19 protein-coding genes are annotated in these 22,488 nt (G+C 43.7%); 12 read left to right on the plus strand and 7 right to left on the minus strand.

Features of this window, described 5'->3' with window-relative positions:
* Nucleotides 1-49: 49 nt before the first annotated feature.
* Complete coding sequence (locus tag C7Y66_RS15985; protein WP_106546358.1) at nucleotides 50-1,282, plus strand: methionine gamma-lyase family protein; 1,233 nt, start codon at nucleotides 50-52, stop codon at nucleotides 1,280-1,282.
* On the opposite strand, the gene C7Y66_RS15990 is transcribed toward C7Y66_RS15985, so the two are convergent.
* The 3 genes from C7Y66_RS15990 to C7Y66_RS16000 form a co-directional block, all read right to left on the minus strand.
* On the minus strand, nucleotides 1,279-2,334 hold the full coding sequence (locus C7Y66_RS15990) for a DUF4082 domain-containing protein (RefSeq protein WP_106546359.1): 1,056 nt from the start codon (nucleotides 2,332-2,334) through the stop codon (nucleotides 1,279-1,281). The two genes, C7Y66_RS15985 and C7Y66_RS15990, sit on opposite strands and share 4 nt — an antisense overlap.
* A gap of 363 nt (nucleotides 2,335-2,697) precedes the next feature.
* Nucleotides 2,698-3,495, minus strand: coding sequence for a hypothetical protein (locus C7Y66_RS15995; protein ID WP_106546360.1), 798 nt, complete (start codon nucleotides 3,493-3,495; stop codon nucleotides 2,698-2,700).
* A gap of 318 nt (nucleotides 3,496-3,813) precedes the next feature.
* Nucleotides 3,814-4,773 carry a site-specific DNA-methyltransferase gene (locus C7Y66_RS16000; protein ID WP_051033284.1) on the minus strand — a complete coding sequence of 320 codons (960 nt, stop codon included), beginning with the start codon at nucleotides 4,771-4,773 and terminating at the stop codon, nucleotides 3,814-3,816.
* Nucleotides 4,774-4,893: 120 nt separating this feature from the next.
* On the opposite strand from C7Y66_RS16000, the gene C7Y66_RS30565 reads away from it, so the two are divergent.
* The 4 genes from C7Y66_RS30565 (at nucleotide 4,894) to C7Y66_RS16015 (ending at nucleotide 11,365) form a co-directional block, all read left to right on the plus strand.
* Nucleotides 4,894-5,076, plus strand: a complete 183-nt coding sequence (locus tag C7Y66_RS30565; RefSeq protein ID WP_146149805.1) for a hypothetical protein — start codon at nucleotides 4,894-4,896, stop codon at nucleotides 5,074-5,076.
* On the plus strand, nucleotides 5,048-6,256 hold the full coding sequence (locus C7Y66_RS16005; RefSeq protein ID WP_106168624.1) for a hypothetical protein: 1,209 nt from the start codon (nucleotides 5,048-5,050) through the stop codon (nucleotides 6,254-6,256). The genes C7Y66_RS30565 and C7Y66_RS16005 overlap by 29 nt, the downstream gene beginning before the upstream one ends.
* A gap of 30 nt (nucleotides 6,257-6,286) precedes the next feature.
* Nucleotides 6,287-7,990 (plus strand): OmpA family protein, encoded by a 1,704-nt coding sequence (locus C7Y66_RS16010; RefSeq protein ID WP_106546361.1) that lies wholly within the window; start codon nucleotides 6,287-6,289, stop codon nucleotides 7,988-7,990.
* A 360-nt stretch (nucleotides 7,991-8,350) separates the two neighbouring features.
* Nucleotides 8,351-11,365: a CHASE domain-containing protein gene (locus tag C7Y66_RS16015; protein ID WP_158265937.1), complete on the plus strand. Its 3,015-nt coding sequence runs from the start codon at nucleotides 8,351-8,353 to the stop codon at nucleotides 11,363-11,365.
* Between the two features lie 51 nt (nucleotides 11,366-11,416).
* Here C7Y66_RS16015 and C7Y66_RS16020 read toward each other — a convergent pair whose 3' ends face one another.
* Both C7Y66_RS16020 and C7Y66_RS16025 read right to left on the minus strand, forming a co-directional pair.
* Nucleotides 11,417-11,677, minus strand: a complete 261-nt coding sequence (locus C7Y66_RS16020; RefSeq protein WP_015156093.1) for a hypothetical protein — start codon at nucleotides 11,675-11,677, stop codon at nucleotides 11,417-11,419.
* 39 nt (nucleotides 11,678-11,716) lie between these two features.
* Nucleotides 11,717-12,169 carry a hypothetical protein gene (locus tag C7Y66_RS16025; RefSeq protein ID WP_015156094.1) on the minus strand — a complete coding sequence of 151 codons (453 nt, stop codon included), beginning with the start codon at nucleotides 12,167-12,169 and terminating at the stop codon, nucleotides 11,717-11,719.
* A gap of 435 nt (nucleotides 12,170-12,604) precedes the next feature.
* Between C7Y66_RS16025 and C7Y66_RS16035 the strand changes: the two genes are divergently transcribed.
* The 5 genes from C7Y66_RS16035 (at nucleotide 12,605) to C7Y66_RS16055 (ending at nucleotide 18,684) form a co-directional block, all read left to right on the plus strand.
* Entirely contained in the window at nucleotides 12,605-14,128 is a 1,524-nt protein-coding gene (locus C7Y66_RS16035; RefSeq protein ID WP_106546364.1) for a DEAD/DEAH box helicase family protein, read from the plus strand.
* 48 nt (nucleotides 14,129-14,176) lie between these two features.
* Nucleotides 14,177-15,391, plus strand: coding sequence for a DUF790 family protein (locus tag C7Y66_RS16040; RefSeq protein WP_106546365.1), 1,215 nt, complete (start codon nucleotides 14,177-14,179; stop codon nucleotides 15,389-15,391).
* Between the two features lie 281 nt (nucleotides 15,392-15,672).
* On the plus strand, nucleotides 15,673-17,217 hold the full coding sequence (locus tag C7Y66_RS16045; RefSeq protein ID WP_106546366.1) for a PLP-dependent aminotransferase family protein: 1,545 nt from the start codon (nucleotides 15,673-15,675) through the stop codon (nucleotides 17,215-17,217).
* A gap of 177 nt (nucleotides 17,218-17,394) precedes the next feature.
* Nucleotides 17,395-17,820 carry a pentapeptide repeat-containing protein gene (locus C7Y66_RS16050; RefSeq protein ID WP_106546367.1) on the plus strand — a complete coding sequence of 142 codons (426 nt, stop codon included), beginning with the start codon at nucleotides 17,395-17,397 and terminating at the stop codon, nucleotides 17,818-17,820.
* Nucleotides 17,821-17,913: 93 nt separating this feature from the next.
* Complete coding sequence (locus C7Y66_RS16055; RefSeq protein WP_106546368.1) at nucleotides 17,914-18,684, plus strand: Uma2 family endonuclease; 771 nt, start codon at nucleotides 17,914-17,916, stop codon at nucleotides 18,682-18,684.
* Between the two features lie 23 nt (nucleotides 18,685-18,707).
* Here the strand turns inward: C7Y66_RS16055 and C7Y66_RS16060 are convergent, their stop codons facing one another.
* On the minus strand, nucleotides 18,708-19,292 hold the full coding sequence (locus C7Y66_RS16060; protein WP_015156100.1) for a PAP/fibrillin family protein: 585 nt from the start codon (nucleotides 19,290-19,292) through the stop codon (nucleotides 18,708-18,710).
* Between the two features lie 315 nt (nucleotides 19,293-19,607).
* On the opposite strand from C7Y66_RS16060, the gene C7Y66_RS16065 reads away from it, so the two are divergent.
* Entirely contained in the window at nucleotides 19,608-19,865 is a 258-nt protein-coding gene (locus tag C7Y66_RS16065) for a DUF3134 domain-containing protein (protein WP_015156101.1), read from the plus strand.
* Between the two features lie 169 nt (nucleotides 19,866-20,034).
* The gene (mraY, locus tag C7Y66_RS16070; protein ID WP_106546369.1) at nucleotides 20,035-21,144 is read left to right on the plus strand and encodes a phospho-N-acetylmuramoyl-pentapeptide-transferase; all 1,110 of its coding nucleotides are present in this window, start codon (nucleotides 20,035-20,037) and stop codon (nucleotides 21,142-21,144) included.
* Between the two features lie 211 nt (nucleotides 21,145-21,355).
* On the opposite strand, the gene C7Y66_RS31140 is transcribed toward mraY, so the two are convergent.
* Nucleotides 21,356-22,057, minus strand: coding sequence for a hypothetical protein (locus C7Y66_RS31140; protein WP_015156103.1), 702 nt, complete (start codon nucleotides 22,055-22,057; stop codon nucleotides 21,356-21,358).
* Nucleotides 22,058-22,488: the final 431 nt, after the last annotated feature.

Here is a 22,488-nt window from a genome sequence, read left to right on the forward strand (position 1 = left end):
TCTGCCAGAATCAAAGATCCACTCATAACTGAAAGCGATAAATTTGACAATGAACAGCTACGAACAGCTGCAACTAGCAGAACAGGCACTATCTCCGATTTTTTCTGGAATTGACGCTCAGGTCAAGCAAAATCTTCAACGAGTGCTGAGTGCCTTTCGTCACCAGCGGGTGGGGGCGCATCATTTTGCTTCTGTCAGCGGCTACGGTCACGACGATCTTGGTCGTCAGACGTTAGATCGGGTGTTTGCCGAGGTGATGCAAGCAGAAGCAGCAGCAGTGAGAGTCCAGTTTGTTTCTGGAACTCACGCGATCGCCTGTGCTTTATTTGGCGTGTTGCGTCCGGGGGATGAGATGCTGGCGGTTGCAGGTGCGCCCTACGATACGCTAGAAGAAGCGATCGGGCTGAGGGGCAGCGGGCAAGGCTCCTTAATCGAGTTTGGCATTAATTATCGTCAACTGGATCTAACCGTAGCAGGAACTATTGATTGGCAAGCGTTAGAAACAGCAGTGAGCGATCGCACCCGTTTAGTCTCGATCCAGCGGTCTTGCGGTTATTCCTGGCGTTCTAGCCTTTCCATTGCCGAGATTGAAAAGATCGTCCACATCGTCAAACAGCAAAACCCGAATACAGTTTGTTTTGTCGATAACTGCTACGGCGAATTTATTGAAGACAGAGAACCTACGGCGGTCGGTGCGGATTTGATGGCGGGGTCTTTGATTAAAAATCCTGGTGGCACGATTGTCACGGCTGGCGGCTATGTCGCAGGGAAAGAAGAGTTCGTAGAAGCAGCTACCTGTCGCCTCACAGCCCCAGGAATTGGTAGTGCTGGCGGGGCAACATTCGACCAGCATCGACTGATGTTTCAGGGACTATTTCTCGCTCCACAAATGGTAGGAGAGGCGATGAAAGGAAATCACCTGACTGCATACGTGTTCGACAAGTTAGGATATTTGGTGAATCCCGCCCCACTGGTTCCGCGTCGAGACACGATTCAAGCAGTTCGATTAGGTTCGCCACAAAAATTAGTGGCTTTTTGTCGGGCAATTCAGCAAAACTCGCCCATCGGTTCTTATCTCGACCCCGTACCCGCCGAAATGCCTGGTTATGAGAGCGAGTTAGTCATGGCTGGGGGGACGTTTATTGATGGCAGTACCTCGGAATTTTCGGCTGATGGTCCTTTACGGGAGCCATACGCGATCTTTTGTCAAGGGGGTACTCATTGGACGCACGTGGCGATCGCCTTAGAAGCTGCGATTGAGGCAGTAGGAGCTGCCAATTAATCTACAATCGGAGTGTATAGAACGTCTACCCAGTAATTGCTACTTTTATATGTTTGGCTGGGGAAGCTGGAGTTACCGTATTTATACACGCCATTATTACCATCAAGAAATTGCAAACCAGAATTGCTCATAGGGCTGGCAAAGTGATTCAGCGTGTAAGCGTAGTTACCTTTTGGAGCGTGATAGGAAGCTACGTAAATTGCATCTGCCGAGATCCGAATTGGCTGGTCGAATTTAAGTTGTTGCCAGCCAGAAGTTGTTTCGGAAACAAACGTACCGCGTGCGATGAGCTGACCCCCAGCAGTCCATAAAGAGCCGACGTGCGTACCAGTGTTAGTGGCGGCTTTGTAGAACCGAATGCCAGTCACAAAGCCCTCTTTTGTAGCTTTAAACTTTACACCTACCTCTATTGCTCTAGAATCAAAAGTGGCAATAGAAGATGGCGCTACAGAATCATTCCAAATACTTGTTGTTTTAGGTTTGAAGACAACATCTATCCAGTAGTTAGTGCTGTTGTATGACTGAGTTGGAAAACCGCCGCCGTAACCGTAAATGTATGTACTGTTACTTCCAGCTTCACCATTACGCAGAGCGTGTAAAAACCCATTATCTACCCCAGCATTCTCGAAGAATTTTTCGCTGGCGACATATCGCCCAGAGTTGACGTAATAAGAAGCAATATATATTTGTTTCGCCTTAACTGGTATGGGTGGATAGAATTGTACGGTTTGCCAACCTGGAGCAGGTTGCTGTCCTTCAAAAGCCATGCCCGTACCGAGTAATTCTCCAGTACTAGACCAAAGATGAACGAAGTAACCGCTTTCGTTTGCTACGGCTCGATAAAATCTAATTGCCGATACTTCCCCATCTACATCGCTACGGAACTTTAGACCTAGCTCCACAGGTTTAGTATCTTTGTCTACAACTGCATTTAAAGGTGTAGAGTCAGACCAAATAGAATAACTTGACGGTTCGGCTAGAGAGCGCGGAGCGGCGATCGCCAGTAATGCTGTAATGACACTGACACTCGATAATAATAATCTTTTATACATAGTTTTTCCAGTTTTTTATAATTAATACAAGCATCTACAAACGAACAGCTTAAATCGAATTCAAATTGCTATTTCAACTTAGTTTCACCTACTGCAAACTTTCAAATAATCCGTGATGAATTGGATTTTTGATTCTGCATAGTTTTCAAAACAAAGCTGTATAACTTTTCAATGAATCACACTGAAGGTGGCATGGACAACACTAGTATGACTCACTTTTAGGAATTATTAAACTAATTCATAAAGTCCACATTTATTCAGTAATTTTACAGATAGAAAAATAAATATATGTTAAATCTTGGCAAGGTAAATCGATGAGTATCGAAAATTAAATAACGTATGAAAAACTCAAACTCTATCGAATTAACGGAATGAAACTAAATCGTACTGAAGGATGAGAAGAGTAGATTTTGCCACAGCACGACCGCTAATTCTAGTGATGCCGTAATGCAAAATTCCTCGTCCATTATGCGTCATTCTACCCAAACTAAATTGGATTTTAATATTAGAGTTAGTATGGCGATCGAATTGTTCTAATTTCCACATGAATCCACTCCACGCACCAGTCAGGCGTTGTCGCTCTGCATCAGCTACAACTTCTAATATTTCTACCGTTGTCCCATACGGAGTTTCTAGAAGATTGCGGTCAAGATCGAGTGTGATTCCGGCTAAATCAGATAAAGAATTATTACCTAAAAATACGTATTTATTCCCCTCACGTTTGATTTGTAACATAGACGTTCCTATCTTCTTCATAATTAATTTGTGAGAGAGGCTAAGAAATTCTTGATACTCAGTTTTAGAAACACCAAGCCGAGAATCGTAAGGTAGAGGTTGTCCGGCAGAGGTATTTTTGATTAAGCTCGATAACCATTCACTATCGGATTTTTTTTGTAATGCTATTTTAAATTTCTGGCTCAGTTCGACCAAACGAATTGGTGGTACAATTTGCATCAAATCGACAGTTGTACGATCGCTAGGGATGAGAGCTTCGACATCATATATGGGAATGTTATATAAGTTGATTTTATTTATCTGAGGAGAAGATTTTATGCTTGTATGTGAAATAGCGATCGCCTTGACAACTGTATTTAGATAAAATAATAATCCCGTTACTAAATAGCAGAGCGAGAGATAAGAGATTTTAACTTTTATTTTCATAGAATTAAGTCATATAACTTCACTATAATAATGAGTTTTAGGTCGGCACGATTAGCGATCGCCTCGGTAATATTGACGAACGCGATCGATCGCACTAAAATTTAAAGTTTAGCCGGATCGACTTATTTTTTTTGTAGAAATAACTCGATTTGATAAATACCTATTTTAGATAGACCGAGTTGAATCTATCAGAAATAACAAAATATCCAGTCAAAGGTTTACAATTCTAATTTTGATGCAATAAATCTATTTTTAGATGCGATCGCGTTGAGAAAACATTAGTAACAATATTTAATCAACTATGCGATGAGTATCGAATCACTTCAAAGCTACTGTCTGCGAACTTGACATCAACTGAGTGTATAGAGTATTAGCTTGTGATTGATTCAGATTAGCATCAACAAATCGAAATGCAGAAGTTGCGAGATACGATCTGTTTTGTTCAAACGCGATCCAATGTCGTTGTAATGATTCGGCTGCTACACCTGTAGTATTAGAACCTGCAAAGATATCGAGGACTGTATCGCCTGGTTCTGTCAAAAAATTAATAAAGAACTGGGGAAGTTTCTGCGGAAAACGTGCTGGATGTGCGCCAATCTTAGCTGCTTTACATAATTGGATGTAACGAGAGCCACTTTCAGTATTGGGTATTTGTAATAAATTAGAAGGGATTGCTCCTCCATTATTGTTAGCAAAAGCTTTACCGATATCGTGTCCTGATGGACGTTCTTTTGGTTGATAAAATTTTTCTGGATTCTGAAGTAATTTTTTCATGCGCTCTGAGTAAGGCACGAGTACATTACTCACATTAGCTTTGGGATTATCAGTTTTTGATAACCACCAAATAGTATTGACAGCATCCTTAGTGCGGATCTTGCGTTTATTGACCCACTCAATCGGAGATGGTAATTTTGAGGGATTATACCAAAAAAACTCTTCTGCAAGACGGAAATCTAGCTCGTCGCAAAGTTTAATTAAAATACGGTAATTATAGAGCGATCGCACGGGACGTTTACTTTGATATGCTCCTCCTAAATCGAGGACAAAACTACCGTGTGGTGCTAAGACTCGATAGACTTTTTCACAAAAATTAAATAACCAATTTACATAAGCCTCTTGCTCGACATTACCATAACTCTTTTCACGTTGTAGGGCAAAAGGTGGAGAAGTAATAACTAAATCGATAGAATTGGATTCGAGGCAGTCAAGTAATTCCAAAGCATTACCAACATATGCAGAGCCATAATCAGTATTGTATAAAGGGCAACATAGAAACATATTTACTTTGCTATGAAAACACAATGCGTAACTCATTTTATTTGCAGTCGATAGAATATATTTATGCAACAAGTTGAAATAATTTAGGAAATATCTACTTGTACTTGGCGACTGCGAGTCGTGGAACTATACAGATACAACCTGCCGATCGCGCTGGCAGTGTGCGAAGCGCACCACACAGGTTCAAAAGCTGTAAATTTCCTCAGTCCGCGCCAGCGAACTTCCCTTTGGGAAGCCGCTACGCACTCATATTTGTGTAGTTGGAGTTTGGAACATGGTGCTAGAAAGCTGGCAGCCTCATGATGGTAAACAGGAAGATGCTATTTTACTCTTTAACTTCAATAGCAAGGACGAGGAGAGCGTTGCGCTATTACACCATCTACTTTCTAGGGTGAAAAAAAGTTATCAGCAGTTGGCTGACTTACAATTCCTACCTGTCCGCTTACCAGTACCCGATCTGAAGTTATGGAGTTACTGGTTGGCAGCTCAACTGATTGCACAATGGCGCGATCGCTCGGCAGAGCAAATTGCTGTAGGGACAATTCTCGATCGACTGGGGTTCATCAAGACAGAAAATAGTTATCCCATTGTTACAGCTCTGGATCGGATGGAGCAAGGAACGCTGATTTCTGTAGAGTTGGTGGCGAACGTGAAGTCGATTGACAAATTCGGCTGGCAATCTTCAGATTCTGATATCAAAGAATGGATCGAGCAGAAAGCTGCCGATCTAGTTGAATTTACTCAACGCACATCTTCTTACCCAGCCGACGGCTTCAGAGCGCAATTACAGTCCAATGTGGAAGCAATGCGATCGCAGCACCAAGTTCAGATGCAGGAGTTCTTCAACTCACTACAGCACTCCGGTTCGCGCTCGGTGCTAAGAGTATTAGAAACTTTGAGCGCGATCTTCCAGCGATTAGCAGAGGAATGCGAGGCTCAAAAACAAGAGTTGTTGCAAAAAGCGATGGCAGCGGAGCGCGCTTACAGCAATTTAAAAACCAGAATTGAACCGCGCGATCGGCAATTCGGTCGGCGACAGACTGACTGGGAAGCAGTTGTAGAAGCACTTGCCAAGCGATACTACTTTACATTTAATGCTGAAATTTACGACCGCTTCGGTCAATTAGTTAGCCAGCTCATACAACAGACAGGCGATCGCGTTGCCTCCATAACTCATACAGATCGCTCTCTGACGATTTTGGAAAGTTGGTTTAGCCAACAATGTCCTCAAGAGCCAGTCTTTGCACCTATTTTAAAACAGCGCTTAGAGCAAAAGGTAGACATAATCAAATTACTTAGCGAGATAGAAGCAACAGTAAGCTGTCCTCTGCAAAAATGGCATAGTTTAAGCTGGACTCAAACAGAATTATTGTGTCAGGAAATTTTGATAAAACTGCATCCAGTTTGTATGGAAGTATATATAGAGTGCTACCAATATTTACTAAAAATTAATCGAGCTGAAATTTTAGACCAAAATAGTTAAGCAAATAATTGGTTTTTGTCAAGCAGAAATATGGCTCCAAAACCACCAAAATCATCCATAACTTGTCATAACTGTGGCTATGATGGCAATTCTATTACTGCCATTCGGTGCGATTTATGCAAGCAGCCACTAGAGCTAAATTATGCTTTAAATAGCAATAGTACTATTAGAAATAGTGTATCTAATAGTAAAAAAACAACTCGGTATCGGTTTTATCTCCCTAATACTTGGTTGACATTAGTGTCAATACTATCACTGCTACTGGGAGGAAGCTTGTTCTTTTGGCGCAGTCAAAGCGTTAGCACTCAAAATTTTCAGCGGTTAGGAGATCGGGGTAACTCAAAAGCGATCGCAATTTTGGGCGATACCTTTAGCGGCTACAGTACTTTTCGGAGCGATCGATTGCGGCAAGCACTCAAAGAATTTCAAATTGAAGCGCATTATAAAGATGAATTTAATCAAGCTAGACGCGCTCGACTTTTAAATGAAGGACAAGCCGATTTCTTAGTCACAACTCTAGATCAGTTTTTGAAACAAAAACCCCAAGGGAAAATAGTTGGTTTGATTAACTATACAATCGGAGGTGATGCAGTTGTTTTAAACACGAAACAATATCCTAACCTCAGATCGCTCCAAGCTCTGAACCAATTAGTACAGCAGAGGCGATCGCAGAACCAGTTAAGCATTATTTTTGCTGGCGATTCTCCCAGTGAATATCTAGGTTTGTTGCTAGATGCTAAATTTGAAGCATTTAGATTATTAGATTTTCAAACAATAAAAGTAGTCGATGCTGCTGATGCCTGGAAGCAATTGCAATCTAATTCAAATCTAGCAGCAGCTATACTTTGGGAACCTTTTGTCACGAAAGCTCGGCAACAAGGATATACAGTAGTCTTATCAAGTCGAGATACTCCAGGTGCAATTGTCGATGTTATTGTTGCTGGCAATCGCCTTCTCCAATCGCAACCTGAAAAAATCTCCGCTTTTTTAGAAGCTTATTATCGTTTAATTGATACATCCACTAGCGATCGTCTGTTGTTGCAAAATCAAATCGCTCGGGATGGTAATTTATCAGCTAGCGATGCAACAACAGTCATGCAAGGAATTGATTTTTTTACGTCAGTTGAGGCGAAAAACTGGATGAGGGATGGCACGCTAGAAAAAAGAATAAATTCTACAGCTGCGGTGTTGGCACTAACAGGTAGGATGGAACAAGTGCCTCCAGCTCCTCAAAACTTATTTACTTACCAGTTCCTCGATCGCGCCGCTAGTCATACCCAGAAACTCATTAGTTCGATCCGCTCTGACAATCCAAAACTAGCTGAGAGTCTACTAGAAGGAGTAGCGAACGATACTAATTCTAAATTTGAAACTGCCTCTAATCTGGGAAATTTGCGCGTACAAGGAGAGATAGAGTTTCAATTTGGCTCGACTACACTAACTAACAAAGGTAAGCAAACACTCGATAGATTGGCTAAGCAAATAGCCGAGTTTAATTCGCAGACTGTAGCTATAAGAGTAATCGGTCATACTTCTAGAAAAGGATTAGCCGATTTGAACCAAAAATTAAGTCAGCAAAGAGCGCAAGAAGTTGTTAATTATCTCAAACAACGCGGTCTGCAACACAAAATGTTTGCAGTAGGAAAAGGTTTTAGCCAACTCAGAGGGGATATTTCTCCCTATGATAATCGAAACCAACGAACAGAGATTCAATTGTTGCGATTGAAGAGTTAAATGTCTGTCTGAATACAGATAACAGTTATCAGTTATCAGTTATCGTAGGAGCGGGTTTTGACCAAAAATTAGAGCTTTGGTCGTCAATCTATATGCTAAACCCGCTCGTACAGTTACCAGTGTAGAGACTTTACATGTGACGTCTCTACAAAGCGATCGGTGAAGAAAGGGTGTGGGGTGTAGAGATGAGCGAGAAATTATCAGATTATTTTTATAATTGGTTAATATTGTCTGTAGCAATATATGGAGTCTTAAGCAGTCAAGTGTAGATCGGGGGTGCGATCGCCTGAAAAGTCACGCGCGACTATGACTGAGCTTTATTGCTATCTTAGGCTGATATTCTGTAATTTGAAGCGACGAATGAAAGCGAACTTATTTGGGAGGTATTTACAACCACGTCGAAGCTGGATTCCCTATTTTGTTTTGACGATCTCGCTCTTATTTACTACGGCAGCTACTTATTATGTATCGAGTACGGTTCAAAATAAAGAGCGGTTGCGGTTTGAAAATGATGTCCAAACAACTCAAGCCAAGATTCAAGATCGGATTGAGGCTTACATAACTCTGTTACGGGCAGGAAGTGGTCTATTTGCCGCGAGTGAAACAGTAACATCGCAAGAATTTCGGGCTTTTTTGAATCGGATGAAATTGCGCGGTAGCTATCCTGGGATTCAAGGAATTGGCTATTCGGCGCGAGTGCCAGCAGCAGCGAAAGATGCCTTTGTCACCCAGATGCGGCAACAGGGAATCGCTAACTTCAATATCCGCCCCAACTATCCTCGTTTGGAATATCATGCCATTATTTATCTAGAACCACAAGATCGTCGCAACCGAGTTGCAGTTGGTTACGATATGTTCTCCGAGCCAGTGCGCCGCGCTGCGATGGAACGCGCCCGCGATACTGGTATTCCCGCTGCTTCAGGTAAAGTGACTTTAGTTCAAGAAATTGACAAACACAAGCAAGCGGGTTTTCTAATCTACGTTCCGGTTTACCGTGGTGGTAATATTCCCGCCACAAAAACGCAAAGGCAAACAGAGTTAATGGGTTTTATTTACAGTCCTTTTCGGGCTGACGATCTGATGAATGGTATTTTTGGCGATGAAGACCGCTTGGTGAATTTTGAAATTTACGATAGTCACAATGTCAGCTCGGCAAATTTGCTACACTCATCCAGATCTCATACGCTAAATAACCGCGATCGCCCGCAATTTCAGACTCACAAAAAGATCGATCTTGGCGGACGTACTTGGAGTTTAGTTTTTACCTCTCGCCCTGAATTAGAACTAGCTTCAGACATCGATCTTGCGCCTTTCGTCGCCTTTATTGGAGTGGCAATGAGTATGATTCTATTTGCCATGACACACTCGCTCTCTTCGTCGCGCAAAGCCGCCGAGCGATCGGCAGCAGCTCTTACAGAAAGTGAAAAGCGGTTTCGACGTTTGGTAGAGTCAAATATTTTTGGCGTTGCCTTTGGGAACTTTCAGGGAAAAATTCATTACGCAAACGACTATTTTCTCCAACTCATAGGTTACGAGCGAGAAGATTTGCTGGCAGGGAGATTGCATTGGGATAGTTTAACTCCTGCGGAGTTTCTTCCTTTAGATCTTCAAGCAGCTGAAGAACTGAAAAAACACGGAATAGCAGCTCCATTTGAGAAACAATATATCCGTAAAGATGGTACGCGAGTCCCAATTCTAATTGGTGGAGCTTTGTTAGCAGATACAAATACGCCTCAACCAGAAATTATCGGCTTTATTCTAGATTTGAGCGATCGCAAAGCTGCGCAGGAAGCTCTACGTTGGAGTGAAGAACGTTATCGTTCTTTGGTAGAAGCGACGACAAACATTATTTGGGATACCAAAGCAGAAGGGGAAGTCGTTACCGAACTGCCTGGATGGAGTGCTTTTACCGGACAAAAGTTTGAAGAGTATCAGAGATGGGGATGGATTGCAGCGATTCATCCAGAAGATCGCGATCGCACTGCGCAAGCATGGTTAAAAGCTCTGGCTCATCGCAGCGTGTACGAGATGGAACATCGGGTGCGGCGCTATGACGGCGAGTATAGGTATATGAATGCCCGTGGCGTGCCAGTTTTAGAAACAGATGGTAGCGTGAGGGAATGGATCGGCGTTCATACGGACATTACGGAACGCAAGCAAGCGGAAGTAGAACGAGAACGATTGTTACAACGGGAAAAGGTAGCTCGCGAAGAAGCAGAAACAGCCAATCGAATCAAGGACGAGTTTTTGGCTACTCTATCTCACGAATTACGCACGCCTTTAAATGCAATGCTGGGGTGGACGCAGTTACTTCGTAACCGCAAGTTTAATGAAGAGACGACAGCGCGCGCTTTAGAGACTATCGATCGCAACACAAAATCTCTGGCGCAGTTGATCGAAGATATTTTAGATATGTCGCGGATCGTTACGGGAAAGCTGCATTTAGAGATCCGTACGATAGACATCGTACCAGTTATCGTTGCTGCGATTGAAACCGTCTTACCCGCAGCAACAGCCAAAAACATTCAGATTGAATCGAAATTAGATTCTAGCATTGGATCGGTCATGGGAGATGCCAACCGCTTGCAGCAAGTATTCTGGAATTTGCTTGCTAATGCCGTTAAATTTACTCCCAGAGACGGACGAATTGAAGTGCGTTTATTTCAGTTTAATTCTCAAGTACAAGTACAAGTCGCTGATAACGGACAAGGTATTAGTCCCGAGTTTTTACCCCACGTCTTCGATCGCTTCCTGCAAGCAGACAGCACTACGACCAGAGAGTATGGTGGTTTAGGACTGGGTTTATCGATCGTGCGTCAATTGGTAGAACTGCATGGTGGTACGGTAGGAGCTGAAAGTGCGGGATTGGGTAAAGGGGCTACATTTACCGTAGCTCTGCCAATTCGCGCCGTAGATTACAATCTGAATGAGCCAGAGCAACCTCACAGCCAAAAAGAAGAAACTGCGATCGCGCCTCCATCCCTAAAAGGTTTACGGATTGTTGTCGTCGATGATGAAGCCGATGCCAGAGACTTACTCAATACAGTTTTGACCCAGTATGGCGCTAAAGTCGTGACTCGTGAAACTGCCCGGGAGACAATTGAGGCGATCGCTCAATTTCAGCCGCACGTCCTCGTCAGCGATATTGGAATGCCAGAAGAGGATGGATATGCTTTGATTCATCGCTTGCGACAACTACCACCAGAACAAGGCGGACAAATTCCCGCGATCGCGCTTACAGCCTATGCTAGAACAGAAGACCGCGATCGCGCTTTAGCCGCAGGTTTTCAACAACATATTGCCAAGCCAGTCAATCCCGATAAATTAGCTGCGGTTGTAAGTGAGTTGGCTCGAAAAGTGACTAGTGGCTGGTGACTAGTGGCTGGTGGCTAGTCACTCACAAATGACCAATGACCAATGACAATTTCACGCATGTAAATTCGCTTGTTCTTGCAACCAAGGATCGACTGGTTGTCCGTCTTTGCGCCGTAGTTCGATTTCAACTGCAATGACGGCTTTGGAGCCAGGTGGAGCTGGTTTTTGATGGAAAAGAATGTCGTAGTCAGCAGGATTTTCGTTACGTTGTTTTAACCAATCTTGCACCTTGATTGTGGCAAAAAACGATTGTCCCTGCTCGAACAAGCGAGTAATTTCCATCTGCAAGTTGTAGGGATTGTGTCGCGGCATAGTAATATTTTTTGTTAGGTTTTTCTAATAAATGCTTTTCTAAAAAATGTAAATCGATCCACTCTTAGCAATTCTGACTACACTCATTCTGCTATCTTCTCTAGATAAAACTTGGACTGTCACATCATTGTTTTGTTTATCAACAGTCGTTTTATACTTCAATCCGCCAGTCTTGCTAGTAGGAGTTTGAGGTGCGGGATCGTAAATAGCAACATCGATGGGGAGGAAGGAAATTTTTTCTTGAACGCTGTCCCCGACTGGTAAATCTTTCTCGTCGCGATCGTCGAGAAAATTGTATTTTAAAGGTGACTTGGTGCGATTAACTAACATCACATTAACAGGACCACCAGGATTCACTCGCGATACTGGCTGCCAGTAATTAGATTGATAAGCGCTGACAGGAGAGTTTTGGGCAAAAATTGGCACGGCTATGCTGATACAGAGCGAAACTATCGTCAGCCAAAGTAATTTTTTCCAAGCTTGCCCTAGCATAACTTCCCTACCTTGCAACGACTGCTATCTAAACAAGTGAGATGCTAATTAACTCAAGTTTGTATATTATGATTCATATTTTGCGAAGTGTGAACTATACTGGCGTAGATTTACGTAAGTAACTGCAATTGCAGGCGGGAGTCGGGAGTCGGAGACAAAATTCACGCTCGCGCATTCAAAATGGGGACAAGGGGGACAAGAGGGACAAGGAAGCAGGGGAGCAGGGGAGCAGAGGAGCGACAACCAACAACCAACAACCAACAACCAACAACAAATTTCCCACACCCTACACCCCTTCTTCACTGATAACTGATAACTGATTATTGCCAGCCGTTCCAGTCTCTTTATAGAGTGAGTAAAGTAAACAAACATCAGCACTCATTGTCAGCTGCTCATCACTGACGACTTACAACTTACGACTTACAACTTTTTTTAATGCCTCGTACTCCTACTTTATCGTTCGATCGCGGTACGTTAATTTTGCACCCACCACCCAGAGGTAAATCGTGGATGGACTATGCGACGTGGGATGACAGGGTAGAAAAATTTCGCATTCCCGCCATTCAATATCGCCAAGTTGTAGAAGCACTACAAGCAGAAGGAAGTTACTTTAGCGACGAAGCTAAAGCCTTTGAACCGCTAGAACTATCTCCTAGCATGGAAATGGAGCCATATCCGCATCAAAGCGAGGCATTGGCAGCCTGGAAACTAGCCGGACGTAGGGGAGTTGTCGTGTTACCAACAGCGGCGGGGAAAACTTATCTAGCGCAGTTGGCGATGCAAGCCACTCCCCGCAGCACGTTGATTGTCGTGCCAACTTTGGATTTGATGCACCAGTGGTACGCTCACTTAACAGCAGCATTTCCCGATGTTGAAGTGGGATTATTAGGGGGTGGTTCCCGCGATCGCACGCTCATATTAGTATCGACATACGATAGTGCGGCAATCCATGCTGAAGCATTAGGCAACCGTTACGCGCTATTGATCTTTGACGAATGCCATCACCTACCCACAGATTTTAATCGCGTCATTGCTGAATACGCGATCGCACCATATCGTCTCGGACTGACTGCAACTCCAGAACGCACCGATGGCAAACACTCAGACTTAAATCTGCTTATCGGACAAGAAATCTATCGCAAAACAGCCGCCGATTTAGCTGGTAAAGCGCTGGCAGAACACGAAGTCGTGCAGATTAAAGTCAAACTATCACAACACGAACGCGATCGCTACAACCAACTGATTCAAACCCGTAACGACTTCTTACGCGAAGCCAAAATCTCTCTCGGTAGCCTCAAAGGATGGCAATTATTCGTCCAAGCCAGCGCCAGAACCGCCGCCGGACGCAGAGCCATGCTAGCACACCGTCAAGCCAAAGAAATTGCTTTAGGCACAGATGGCAAAATCCGAATTCTCTCCGACTTGTTAGCAGAACACTATCCAGAACGAACGCTAATTTTCACCGCTGATAACGCCACAGTCTACCGCATTTCGCAAGAATTTCTCATTCCCGCCATTACCCACCAAACCCCCGTCAAAGAACGCCACGAAGTTTTAACCAAATTTCGTTCAGGCGAATACAAAACCCTCATCGCCTCCCACGTCCTCAACGAAGGCGTAGACGTACCAGCCGCCAGAATTGCGATTATTTTATCCGGTACAGGCTCGGCACGGGAATACATTCAACGCTTGGGGCGAGTTCTACGTAAAGGTAAAGACAAAGACAAATTTGCCCTGATGTATGAAGTCGTAGCCGAAGATACCAGCGAAGAAAGAACTTCTATGAGGAGACGAGGGGAGAAGAAGAAAGCTGGGGGAGCTGGGGAAGAAAAAATACGACAGTTAGAGATCTTACCTACCAAACAGATTACCTATGGAAGTGGCGATCGCACCAGCCAACGCGCCGCTGAATCTTCAGGAAAATGGGACGATAATAACTCCCTAGAAACCGAAGAATAACTTTGTCTCTTTGCGCCTTTGCGCCTTTGCGCGACCAAATCTTAATCTATGCTGCCAACCGACTTACTCATGCACCGCCAAAATGGGGAAGAAATCGCTCCAAAGCGGCTCAAAATAGACAAACATAACCTAGAAATCGCCACTGATATTATTACCACATTCCAAGAAAATCTCGGTAACATCCAAGCAGCACTCGACCGACAACTACAAGAACTCGAAGGAGATAGCCCCGATTATCGCCTCAAACGCGGCTTAGCCTATCTCCTGCGTAGTGGCTTCTGTGAATTTGAAATTGTCAGCCCCTTAGAGCCACCAATGCTGCGCGAACGAGTCTTTGCCCTTGCAGCACAATCGGCTCCCAGTCCCCAGCAAAGCCACCAGGTATTAGAACAGTTAGCATTACAACTCAGCCGCGAATTAGACAAAGAAGTCTTCCCCGAACAAATTCGCACGGGTTTGTATGCAGACTTAGCAGAAAATCGCATCATGACGCGGTTCGAGCCGCCAACACCAGAAGCACTACTGCACCGCTACAATTTATCCCAAGTTCAAGGGGTATTTTATCGCGCCAGCCACCTGACTCTCAACGCTCATCGCAACGTTCCAGGAGAATACAAGCTGTTATTTCGCTATCTCAAATTATTTCAATTAATGGCATACATCGAAGGAGATGCCGACCACGGATTTACAATTACGGTTGATGGTCCGGCGAGTTTATTTAATCCTAGTACGAGATATGGGCTGGCGATCGCCAAACTTATTCCGGCTTTACTCCACGTCACCAAATGGAGTTTGAGCGCAATTTTACAAACCCGCGATTTCTACACTAATAACTGGAAAACAGGACGATTTACGCTGAATTCTGAGTGCGGTTTAGTCTCTCATTATCCACCAGGTAAACCTTATGACAGTATGCTAGAAGCGGCTTTTGTCGAGCGTTGGAATGCCACAAAAACCGAATGGATACTAGAACGAGAAGTCGATTTAATTCCAATTCCTGGTAGCGTCATGATTCCCGATTTTCGTTTGGTACATCCTGACGGACGAGTATTTTTGTTAGAAATTGTGGGGTACTGGCGACCGGAATATTTACAAAAGAAATTTTCTCAAGTTCGTCGCGCTCAATCGGATAATTTGATTTTGGCAATTTCCGAACGATTGAATTTAGAAAAAGCAGGTGTCAAAATGAATGATGTGCCAGCTAGGATTGTTTGGTTTAAAGATAAGCTCTTGCCAAGAGATGTATTGAAGGTGATGGATTAAACTCGGCTCAATAACTGGCGATCGCCTGACAGTTTCCCGTGTAGAGACGTTACATGTAACGTCTCTACACGGACAACCGATTTCACGATTCATCTAGGATTGCTACAGAAAAATCAGTTTATCTACCAGTACGGCGATCGCAATTCTCAACTGTCCTAGTTCAAATACACTGAATTGTACCGGGTACAGTTTGGAAAAATCTTTTATAGTGCAATTATCAGTTATCAGTGGTGCGTGACAAGTGAAATAACCAATTACCCATTACCCATTACCAATTTATTATGAAAATTATTTTAAATCGCCACTCTCCCCAACCACTTTATCTACAAATTCGCGACTATTTGAGTCGTTTGATTCAATCTGGTAAACTCCCACCTGGGGAAAAGTTGCCTTCAATTCGGAATTTAGCAGCAAGTGTTGGTGTGAATAAATTAACAATTGTTGAGGCTTATGCTGTATTAGAAGCTGACGGTTTAATTCAATCTCGTCCAGGTGCGGGATATTTTGTCAGCAATACTGTATCCTCACCACAATGGCGATCGCATTTTGCTCCAACTCAAAAAGTGACGATTTCTGAAACGGGAGAAACTTTTTGCGAGCAAATTATGGCTACTTTGCAAGCTCAACAACAAAAAGACATTATTAATTTTAGTTCTGGATTTCCTCTAACACAAGAATCGGCTAATTTTCAACGCATTGCCAAACGAGCGATCGCCAATTCTACCGATACTTTATTTCGCTACGATCTGCCACAAGGACAGCTTGTTTTACGCCAACAAATAGCCCAGATGCTATTAAACCAAGGTCTAGAAGTTTCTCCTGAAGAAATTATCGTAACCAATGGTTCGGAACAAGGCTTATCGCTAGCAATGCGTTACTATCTTCAGCCTGGAGATTGGGTAATTGTTGAAACGCCTACCTATCACGGAGCTTTGGGAATACTAGCAAATTTGGGCGTTAAAGTTATTGGTATTCCTATGACAGCAGAAGGTATGAATTTGGAGTTACTGGAACAATATCTTTGCAGTCATCGCCCTAAATTAATTTATACAATTAGTACTTTACACAATCCGACTGGGATTACGACTTCCCAAACTCATCGCCAAAAATTGTTAGCTCTGGCTCAACAATACGAATGTCCCATTTTGGAAGATAATGCTTATGAAGCGCTAAATTTTGAATCTGAGCCTGTTGCAGCTCCAATTAAAGCTTTAGATCGCAGCGATATTGTCACCTATATTAGTACGTTTTCTAAAACTTTAATGCCTGGATTGCGAGTCGGTTACACGGTTGTGACGGGCAAGCATTATCAACCAATTTTAGAACAGAAAATTCTGCAAGATTTGCACTCATCTACAGTTTCGCAAGCAATTGTCAGCGAGTTTTTGGCTGGCGGACATTATCGTCGCTATCTCAACCGCTTGCGGACAAACCATCTTCACAGCCGTAACGCCATGCTTCAGGCTTTAGAGCGTTATTTTCCTGCTCAAGCCAGTTGGACTATTCCCCAGGGAGGGCTATTTCTTTGGGTACATTTGCCAGAAGGTATATCCGTACAAGCGATTTGTCGAGAAGCATTATCTCGTAAAATTCTGGTCGCCTCTGGAACGGCATTTTTTCCCAATCACCAAGGTTATCCAGCCCTGCGCTTAAATTTTTCTAATTCCCTTGCAGACATCGATCGCGGGGTTGCTGTGTTGGGCGAGCTAGTCCAAAAATATTTAGTAGCAGTCGTGCCTCAACCTAGTCGCGCGATTAGCGATCGCCCTCTAGAAATAGCGAGTAACGTGCGCGTTCCCAATCTGGGAATGTTGACAAAAAATTAGGTGCAAGGCTATTGACAAATTACATATTTTTTGCAGTAAACTTTGATATTTTCTCTCTAAGGTTGAGTATAATTGCTATCCAGTTCCGCCTATTGCCTGATGGAAATAGCAGATTAATTGAGCGATCCTAGTAACAAGCTACTAGATAGCTGCATCCGTGAATTGAGGTTAAGCAAGATGAAACTAGCAATGCTCTCTACTACGGTTGCGATCGCTACTCTTTCGATTGCGACTCCTGTACAGGCAGAAAACCCCACCCATGTCAGACAATTACTGGCAACTGGAGAATGCCCGAGCTGCAATCTTTCTGGGGCAAATTTGAGTGGCGCTCATTTAATTGGTGCGGATTTGCGAAATGCAAATTTATCAGGTGCTAACCTAACAAATGCCAATTTAGAAGGTGCAGATTTAGAGGGTGCTAACTTACAAAAAGCCAATTTGCAGAAAGTTTTGGCTAGCGATACAAGTTTAATTGATGCAAATTTAAAAGGTGCTAATTTTCAACAAGCACAATTAGCAAGTACAATTTTTGACGGTGCTGTTGTAACTGGCGCGAATTTCCAAGGTGCGAAACTCTACACGGCAAATTTTAATAATCAGTAGTCAGTTTCAGTTATCAGTTATCAGTTATCAAACGTTGCTACCTTCTTGCACTAGACTATAATACGTGTGTCTACATTCCCAGGTTTAAATGCAATGTCCCTGGCAAAAGACTTAGAAACTCCAGAACTTGAACCAGAAGATGTTATCTTTCCTCCTGGGGACTTATGGAGTGACGAACCGCCTTTGGAAAGCGAACTGCATTTACGCCAACTGCTACTGCTAATTGAATGCTTGGAATTGTGGTGGAAAGACCGTCAAGATTTCTATGCTTTCGGCAATCTCACCATATACTATAGTCCTCGCCAACTCAAATCAGAACAATTTCGGGGTCCCGATTTCTTTGTCGTGCTGGGTACAGAACGCAAACCGCGCAAAAGCTGGGTTGTTTGGCAAGAGGATGGTAAGTATCCGAATGTCATCGTAGAAGTTCTCTCCGATACAACCGCCAAAACTGATAGGGGTTTAAAAAAACAAATTTACCAAGATACTTTTCGCACTCCAGAATATTTCTGGTTCGACCCAAAAACTTTTGAATTTAAGGGCTTTCAATTGGTTGGAGGTCAATACCAAGAACTACAGCCAAATCCTCAAAGTTGGTTGTGGAGTCAGCAGCTAGAGTTGTATTTAGGGATTTCTGAAGAAAAGTTACGGTTTTTTACTCCTGATGGTCAATTAATACCGACTCCGCAAGAAGTGGCGATCGCCGAACAGCAGCAAAGAGAACTAGCGCAGCAACAGGCACAAGCAGCGCAACAGCAAGCACAAGCAGCGCAACAGCAGGCACAAGCAGCGCAACAACAGGCAATAGAGTTAGAGTCTATGTTGGCACGCTATCGCGAACGTTTCGGTGAATTGCCAGATTGAAATAATGACTGTATTCTCAGAAATTAAACTTTAGTTAACACGAAGATACTACCCTCATTCCCCCGTCCGATGCGTAAATCGCTATCAAGGTAGGTAATATCTACCCAGCCTTGTTGTCTGTTACTGTTAATCTTGGTATCCAAAGCCGGAAATTTTTTTCCTGCTTCTATCTCTTGAATAAAACTAGCAGGAGATTGATAGCTAAATAAGCGTTGTAACCCAATAATCGATCGCTCGAATTTAACTTCAATCCGGCGTTCGGAGACAGGAGTAAATTTAGCGACAACGCTAACTACCCCTTCAAGAAAAGGTAAACCGTAAACCTCGGCAATATTGTAAAGACTTTGAGTTTGAACGCGAACGCATTGATAAATTTGTCCGAGTTTGAGTAATGGGAATTGGTCGATATTTAACAATCCTTTACTTGTCGTATAGAGCAAGCGCCAGTCTCCATTCAAAAGTTCGCTAGCTTCTACCGGACGAGGTGTAGGATTACGGTCTTCTAACTGAGCGATCGCGGCGAGGACAGCTTGTTTATCTACCTCTGTTGATAACAACCCGCGATTCTTACCAGCAATCTTTTCCAAAAGTGTTTCTTTTCCTAACATTTTTTATCTCCTTTTTAATAGGGAGTCGGGAGTCGGGAGTCGGGTGTAGAGACGTTACAGGTAACGTCTCTACACGGGAAACGTTCAAAAATCAATTTGGATTGCTATATATAATCTCATCATACGGAGCTACGTAGTTTTTGCTATCTATTATTTAGATAAATCTTTTTGTCAGAGCTGTTATTGCAGTCATCTGTCACTTACAACAACCAACAACTAACAACCAACTACCAACTACCAATTACCAACTACCAATTACCAAGTGATAAACTTTAGGTGTATAATTACATCCCCCTGTCTAGATAAAGCTTAGGTATGCACAACTCTCCGCTTAGAGAAGAACCACGGGAACAGCCAGCTCGTGTCATTCCTTTAAAACAAGAATCGTCACTAATTGACTGGTTGCAATCTAACGGTCGGTTGATCCCCCGCGATGGCGTTCAGGAACCAGATCTGCTAACCGAAGTGGAAGACGGCGACTCTTCTCTCGACTTGCTTGAAGGTGATGATGTTGGCGATTTCTACGATGATGACGATGATTTAGGAGATATTGATGAAGCTGATGATGCGTAGCTGAGAGTCATTTGTCATCTGTCATTGGTCATTAGCAACTCACAAATGATGAAGAATCAATGACCAATGACTCTTCAAAAATATTACATTTAAATACTTTCAAGGCAGCACTTTCGATTCAGTTCCGATAATGTCCTCAGCACGTATCTAGTCAAAAGGCAACTTTGTTGTGGACGCGAAATCATCTTCTTTCTGGTCTTTCCATCTCTCCGGTACGAGACTGCTTATCGTCCTAAGCCTTGCACTCGCTACCGCCTCGCTGACTCTCGATCTAACAGCGCAGCGCCTACCCTGGCAAGGGCGATCTCTAACTTTTCCTTTCTTATTCTGCGCTGCTGTCACTGCCGCAGTTGGTTTTTGGATAGTCCCGACCCTTCAGCAGTTAAAAGCCGGACAAGTCATTCGCGAAGACGGTCCCCAAGCACACTTAAAAAAAGCAGGTACGCCGACGATGGGTGGCATATTTTTTGTACCTGTAGCGGTCATTGCTAGCATCATCTTATCAGCGCTGGTGCTAGGAATCCAAAACCTCGCCCCTGTATTGGCGATCGCTGGAATTACGGTCGGTTACGGGTTTATTGGCTGGTTGGATGATTGGCAAATTTTGCGTCGCCAGTCTAATAAAGGTATTTCCCCACGTCTGAAACTGGCTCTGCAAGTTGGTTTCGGTTGCCTATATTGCCTGTGGCTGTGGAGTCGATCGGGGGATCTGACGACGATCGCGTTACCTTTTGGGTTTGCTCTACCCTTGGGTTTGCTATTCTGGGCGTTAGCAGTGTTTGTCTTGACTGCGGAAAGCAATGCCACTAATTTAACCGACGGTGTGGATGGTTTGGCAGGAGGAACGGTAGCGATCGCGCTTTTAGGATTGGGAGCGATCGTCGCGCCTAATTTCCCCAGTTTGGCAATTTTCTGTGCTTGTTTGAGCGGTAGCTGTATCGGCTTCTTAGTACATAACCGCAATCCCGCTCGCGTCTTTATGGGAGATACGGGTTCTTTAGCAATAGGAGGCGCGTTAGCAGGAGTCGCTCTCATGAGTAACACCCTCTGGGCGCTATTTATTCTCAGTGGGATCTTTTTTGTCGAATCTTTATCAGTGATCGCACAAGTTAGTTATTACAAAGCCACCAAAGGAGCCGATGGTAAAGGAAAGCGTCTATTTAAAATGGCTCCCTTCCACCACCATTTAGAATTGTCTGGATGGTCGGAACTACAAGTGGTTGCCGTATTCTATGCAATTAATGCTTTTTTGGCTTTGATATCCATTTGGCTGGCTTGAGCGATTGAAAAACAAACCATAAACATTTCGTAGGGGCGTAGACATAGACATTTTGTAGGGATATTTCGTAGGGGCGCACATTTGTAGGAATATTTAGTAGGGGCGCACATTTGTAGGAATATTTAGTAGGGGCGCACAGCTGTGCGCCCCTACAAGTTTTATGACCTGGACTGAGAATCGCTATCAGTTAAACAGCGATCGCGTAACCGGACTACATGAATCCGCCGCCAGCACCGCCGCCGAAAGGATTGCCCCCGCCGCCGAAGGGATTTTCACCGCCGCCAGCACCGCCACCGAAGGGGTTTTCACCGCCGCCAGCACCGCCACCGAAGGGGTTTTCGCCACCACCAGCGCCACCGCCGAAGGGATTTTCACCACCACCAGAAGCACCAACATTGCCGAAGACATCTTCAAAGCTGTCGATGCCAACTTCTTGCAACGAACCCCAAGGCGATCGTTGAAAGAGGCTATCCATATCGGTGCTGTCGCTCATCCCAGTGCTGTCACCACTACCTTCACTACCTTCACTACCTTCACTATCGGGGTTGGACTCCCCGCCAGATACCTGACTAAAATCCCATGTATAACTACCGGAATCGCCAGTAGCACCACCAGTTAGAGAATCGCTACCTTCTGATGTTTCACCTGAATCGCTCGAAGTCTCGCGATCGCCCCAAGGGGCTGAGTTTGTTCCTACAATGTTATCCGAACTTAACTGTTCGCCTTGTGGTTGACCGCTCTCATCTGTGAATTGTATTGTCATATTCGTACCTACAGCAAAGGGTTCGCTACTATCAGTTGGTAGATTGCTATCAGCAGGAAGTTGCAATGTAACGTTCGATCCAACAGCAAAAGGTGTATCTTCACTGTTGGTCATATCGTTACCGTTATTGTCATTTTCAGACGTTGCCATTCAACAAGAATCCTCTTAACTTTTATGACTGAAATTGCATAGAGCCTAAGCACATTTTTTGCCAAAAATATTTTTGACCAGCAATTTGTTTGTACTTAAAAACCCGAAGATTGTCTTTTTACTTCTAGTTTTGGCAATTTAAGCTAGAAGAATGTAGAAAAGAGAGCATGGCAAGCTCGACAATTTGCTCGATCGCAGTCAAATTGCAAGCTTAATTCCATCGATAAAAATGCAACAACCGCTACACTATGCCTAGCAGTTTATGCAAGTTACGAAAAGATTACTATGAGAAATATTTAGATTAACTTGTCAGTTCTTTTGAATGGTGGAGAGACAAAATTTTATATTTCTACTTATAGCGATTTCCATTCTCATGCATTACATTCGTAGGGGCGCACAGCCGTGCGCCCCTACAGATCTGTTACCTCATG

Source organism: Chroococcidiopsis sp. CCALA 051, from assembly GCF_003015105.1.
In the GTDB taxonomy this organism is placed as follows: Bacteria; Cyanobacteriota; Cyanobacteriia; order Cyanobacteriales; family Chroococcidiopsidaceae; genus Chroococcidiopsis; species Chroococcidiopsis thermalis.

Coding starts and splice junctions, on each gene's coding strand:
- C7Y66_RS16015 (WP_158265937.1), top strand. CDS start 8,351: ATGAAAGCGAACTTATTTGGGAGGTATTTACAACCACGTCGAAGCTGG.
- C7Y66_RS16035 (WP_106546364.1), top strand. CDS start 12,605: ATGCCTCGTACTCCTACTTTATCGTTCGATCGCGGTACGTTAATTTTG.
- C7Y66_RS16025 (WP_015156094.1), bottom strand. CDS start 12,169: ATGCTAGGGCAAGCTTGGAAAAAATTACTTTGGCTGACGATAGTTTCG.
- C7Y66_RS15985 (WP_106546358.1), top strand. CDS start 50: ATGAACAGCTACGAACAGCTGCAACTAGCAGAACAGGCACTATCTCCG.
- C7Y66_RS31140 (WP_015156103.1), bottom strand. CDS start 22,057: ATGGCAACGTCTGAAAATGACAATAACGGTAACGATATGACCAACAGT.
- C7Y66_RS15990 (WP_106546359.1), bottom strand. CDS start 2,334: ATGTATAAAAGATTATTATTATCGAGTGTCAGTGTCATTACAGCATTA.
- C7Y66_RS16060 (WP_015156100.1), bottom strand. CDS start 19,292: ATGTTAGGAAAAGAAACACTTTTGGAAAAGATTGCTGGTAAGAATCGC.
- C7Y66_RS16010 (WP_106546361.1), top strand. CDS start 6,287: ATGGCTCCAAAACCACCAAAATCATCCATAACTTGTCATAACTGTGGC.
- C7Y66_RS16000 (WP_051033284.1), bottom strand. CDS start 4,773: ATGTTTCTATGTTGCCCTTTATACAATACTGATTATGGCTCTGCATAT.
- C7Y66_RS16040 (WP_106546365.1), top strand. CDS start 14,177: ATGCTGCCAACCGACTTACTCATGCACCGCCAAAATGGGGAAGAAATC.
- C7Y66_RS16045 (WP_106546366.1), top strand. CDS start 15,673: ATGAAAATTATTTTAAATCGCCACTCTCCCCAACCACTTTATCTACAA.
- C7Y66_RS16005 (WP_106168624.1), top strand. CDS start 5,048: ATGGTGCTAGAAAGCTGGCAGCCTCATGATGGTAAACAGGAAGATGCT.
- C7Y66_RS16065 (WP_015156101.1), top strand. CDS start 19,608: ATGCACAACTCTCCGCTTAGAGAAGAACCACGGGAACAGCCAGCTCGT.
- C7Y66_RS15995 (WP_106546360.1), bottom strand. CDS start 3,495: ATGAAAATAAAAGTTAAAATCTCTTATCTCTCGCTCTGCTATTTAGTA.
- C7Y66_RS16020 (WP_015156093.1), bottom strand. CDS start 11,677: ATGCCGCGACACAATCCCTACAACTTGCAGATGGAAATTACTCGCTTG.
- C7Y66_RS16055 (WP_106546368.1), top strand. CDS start 17,914: ATGTCCCTGGCAAAAGACTTAGAAACTCCAGAACTTGAACCAGAAGAT.
- C7Y66_RS16050 (WP_106546367.1), top strand. CDS start 17,395: ATGAAACTAGCAATGCTCTCTACTACGGTTGCGATCGCTACTCTTTCG.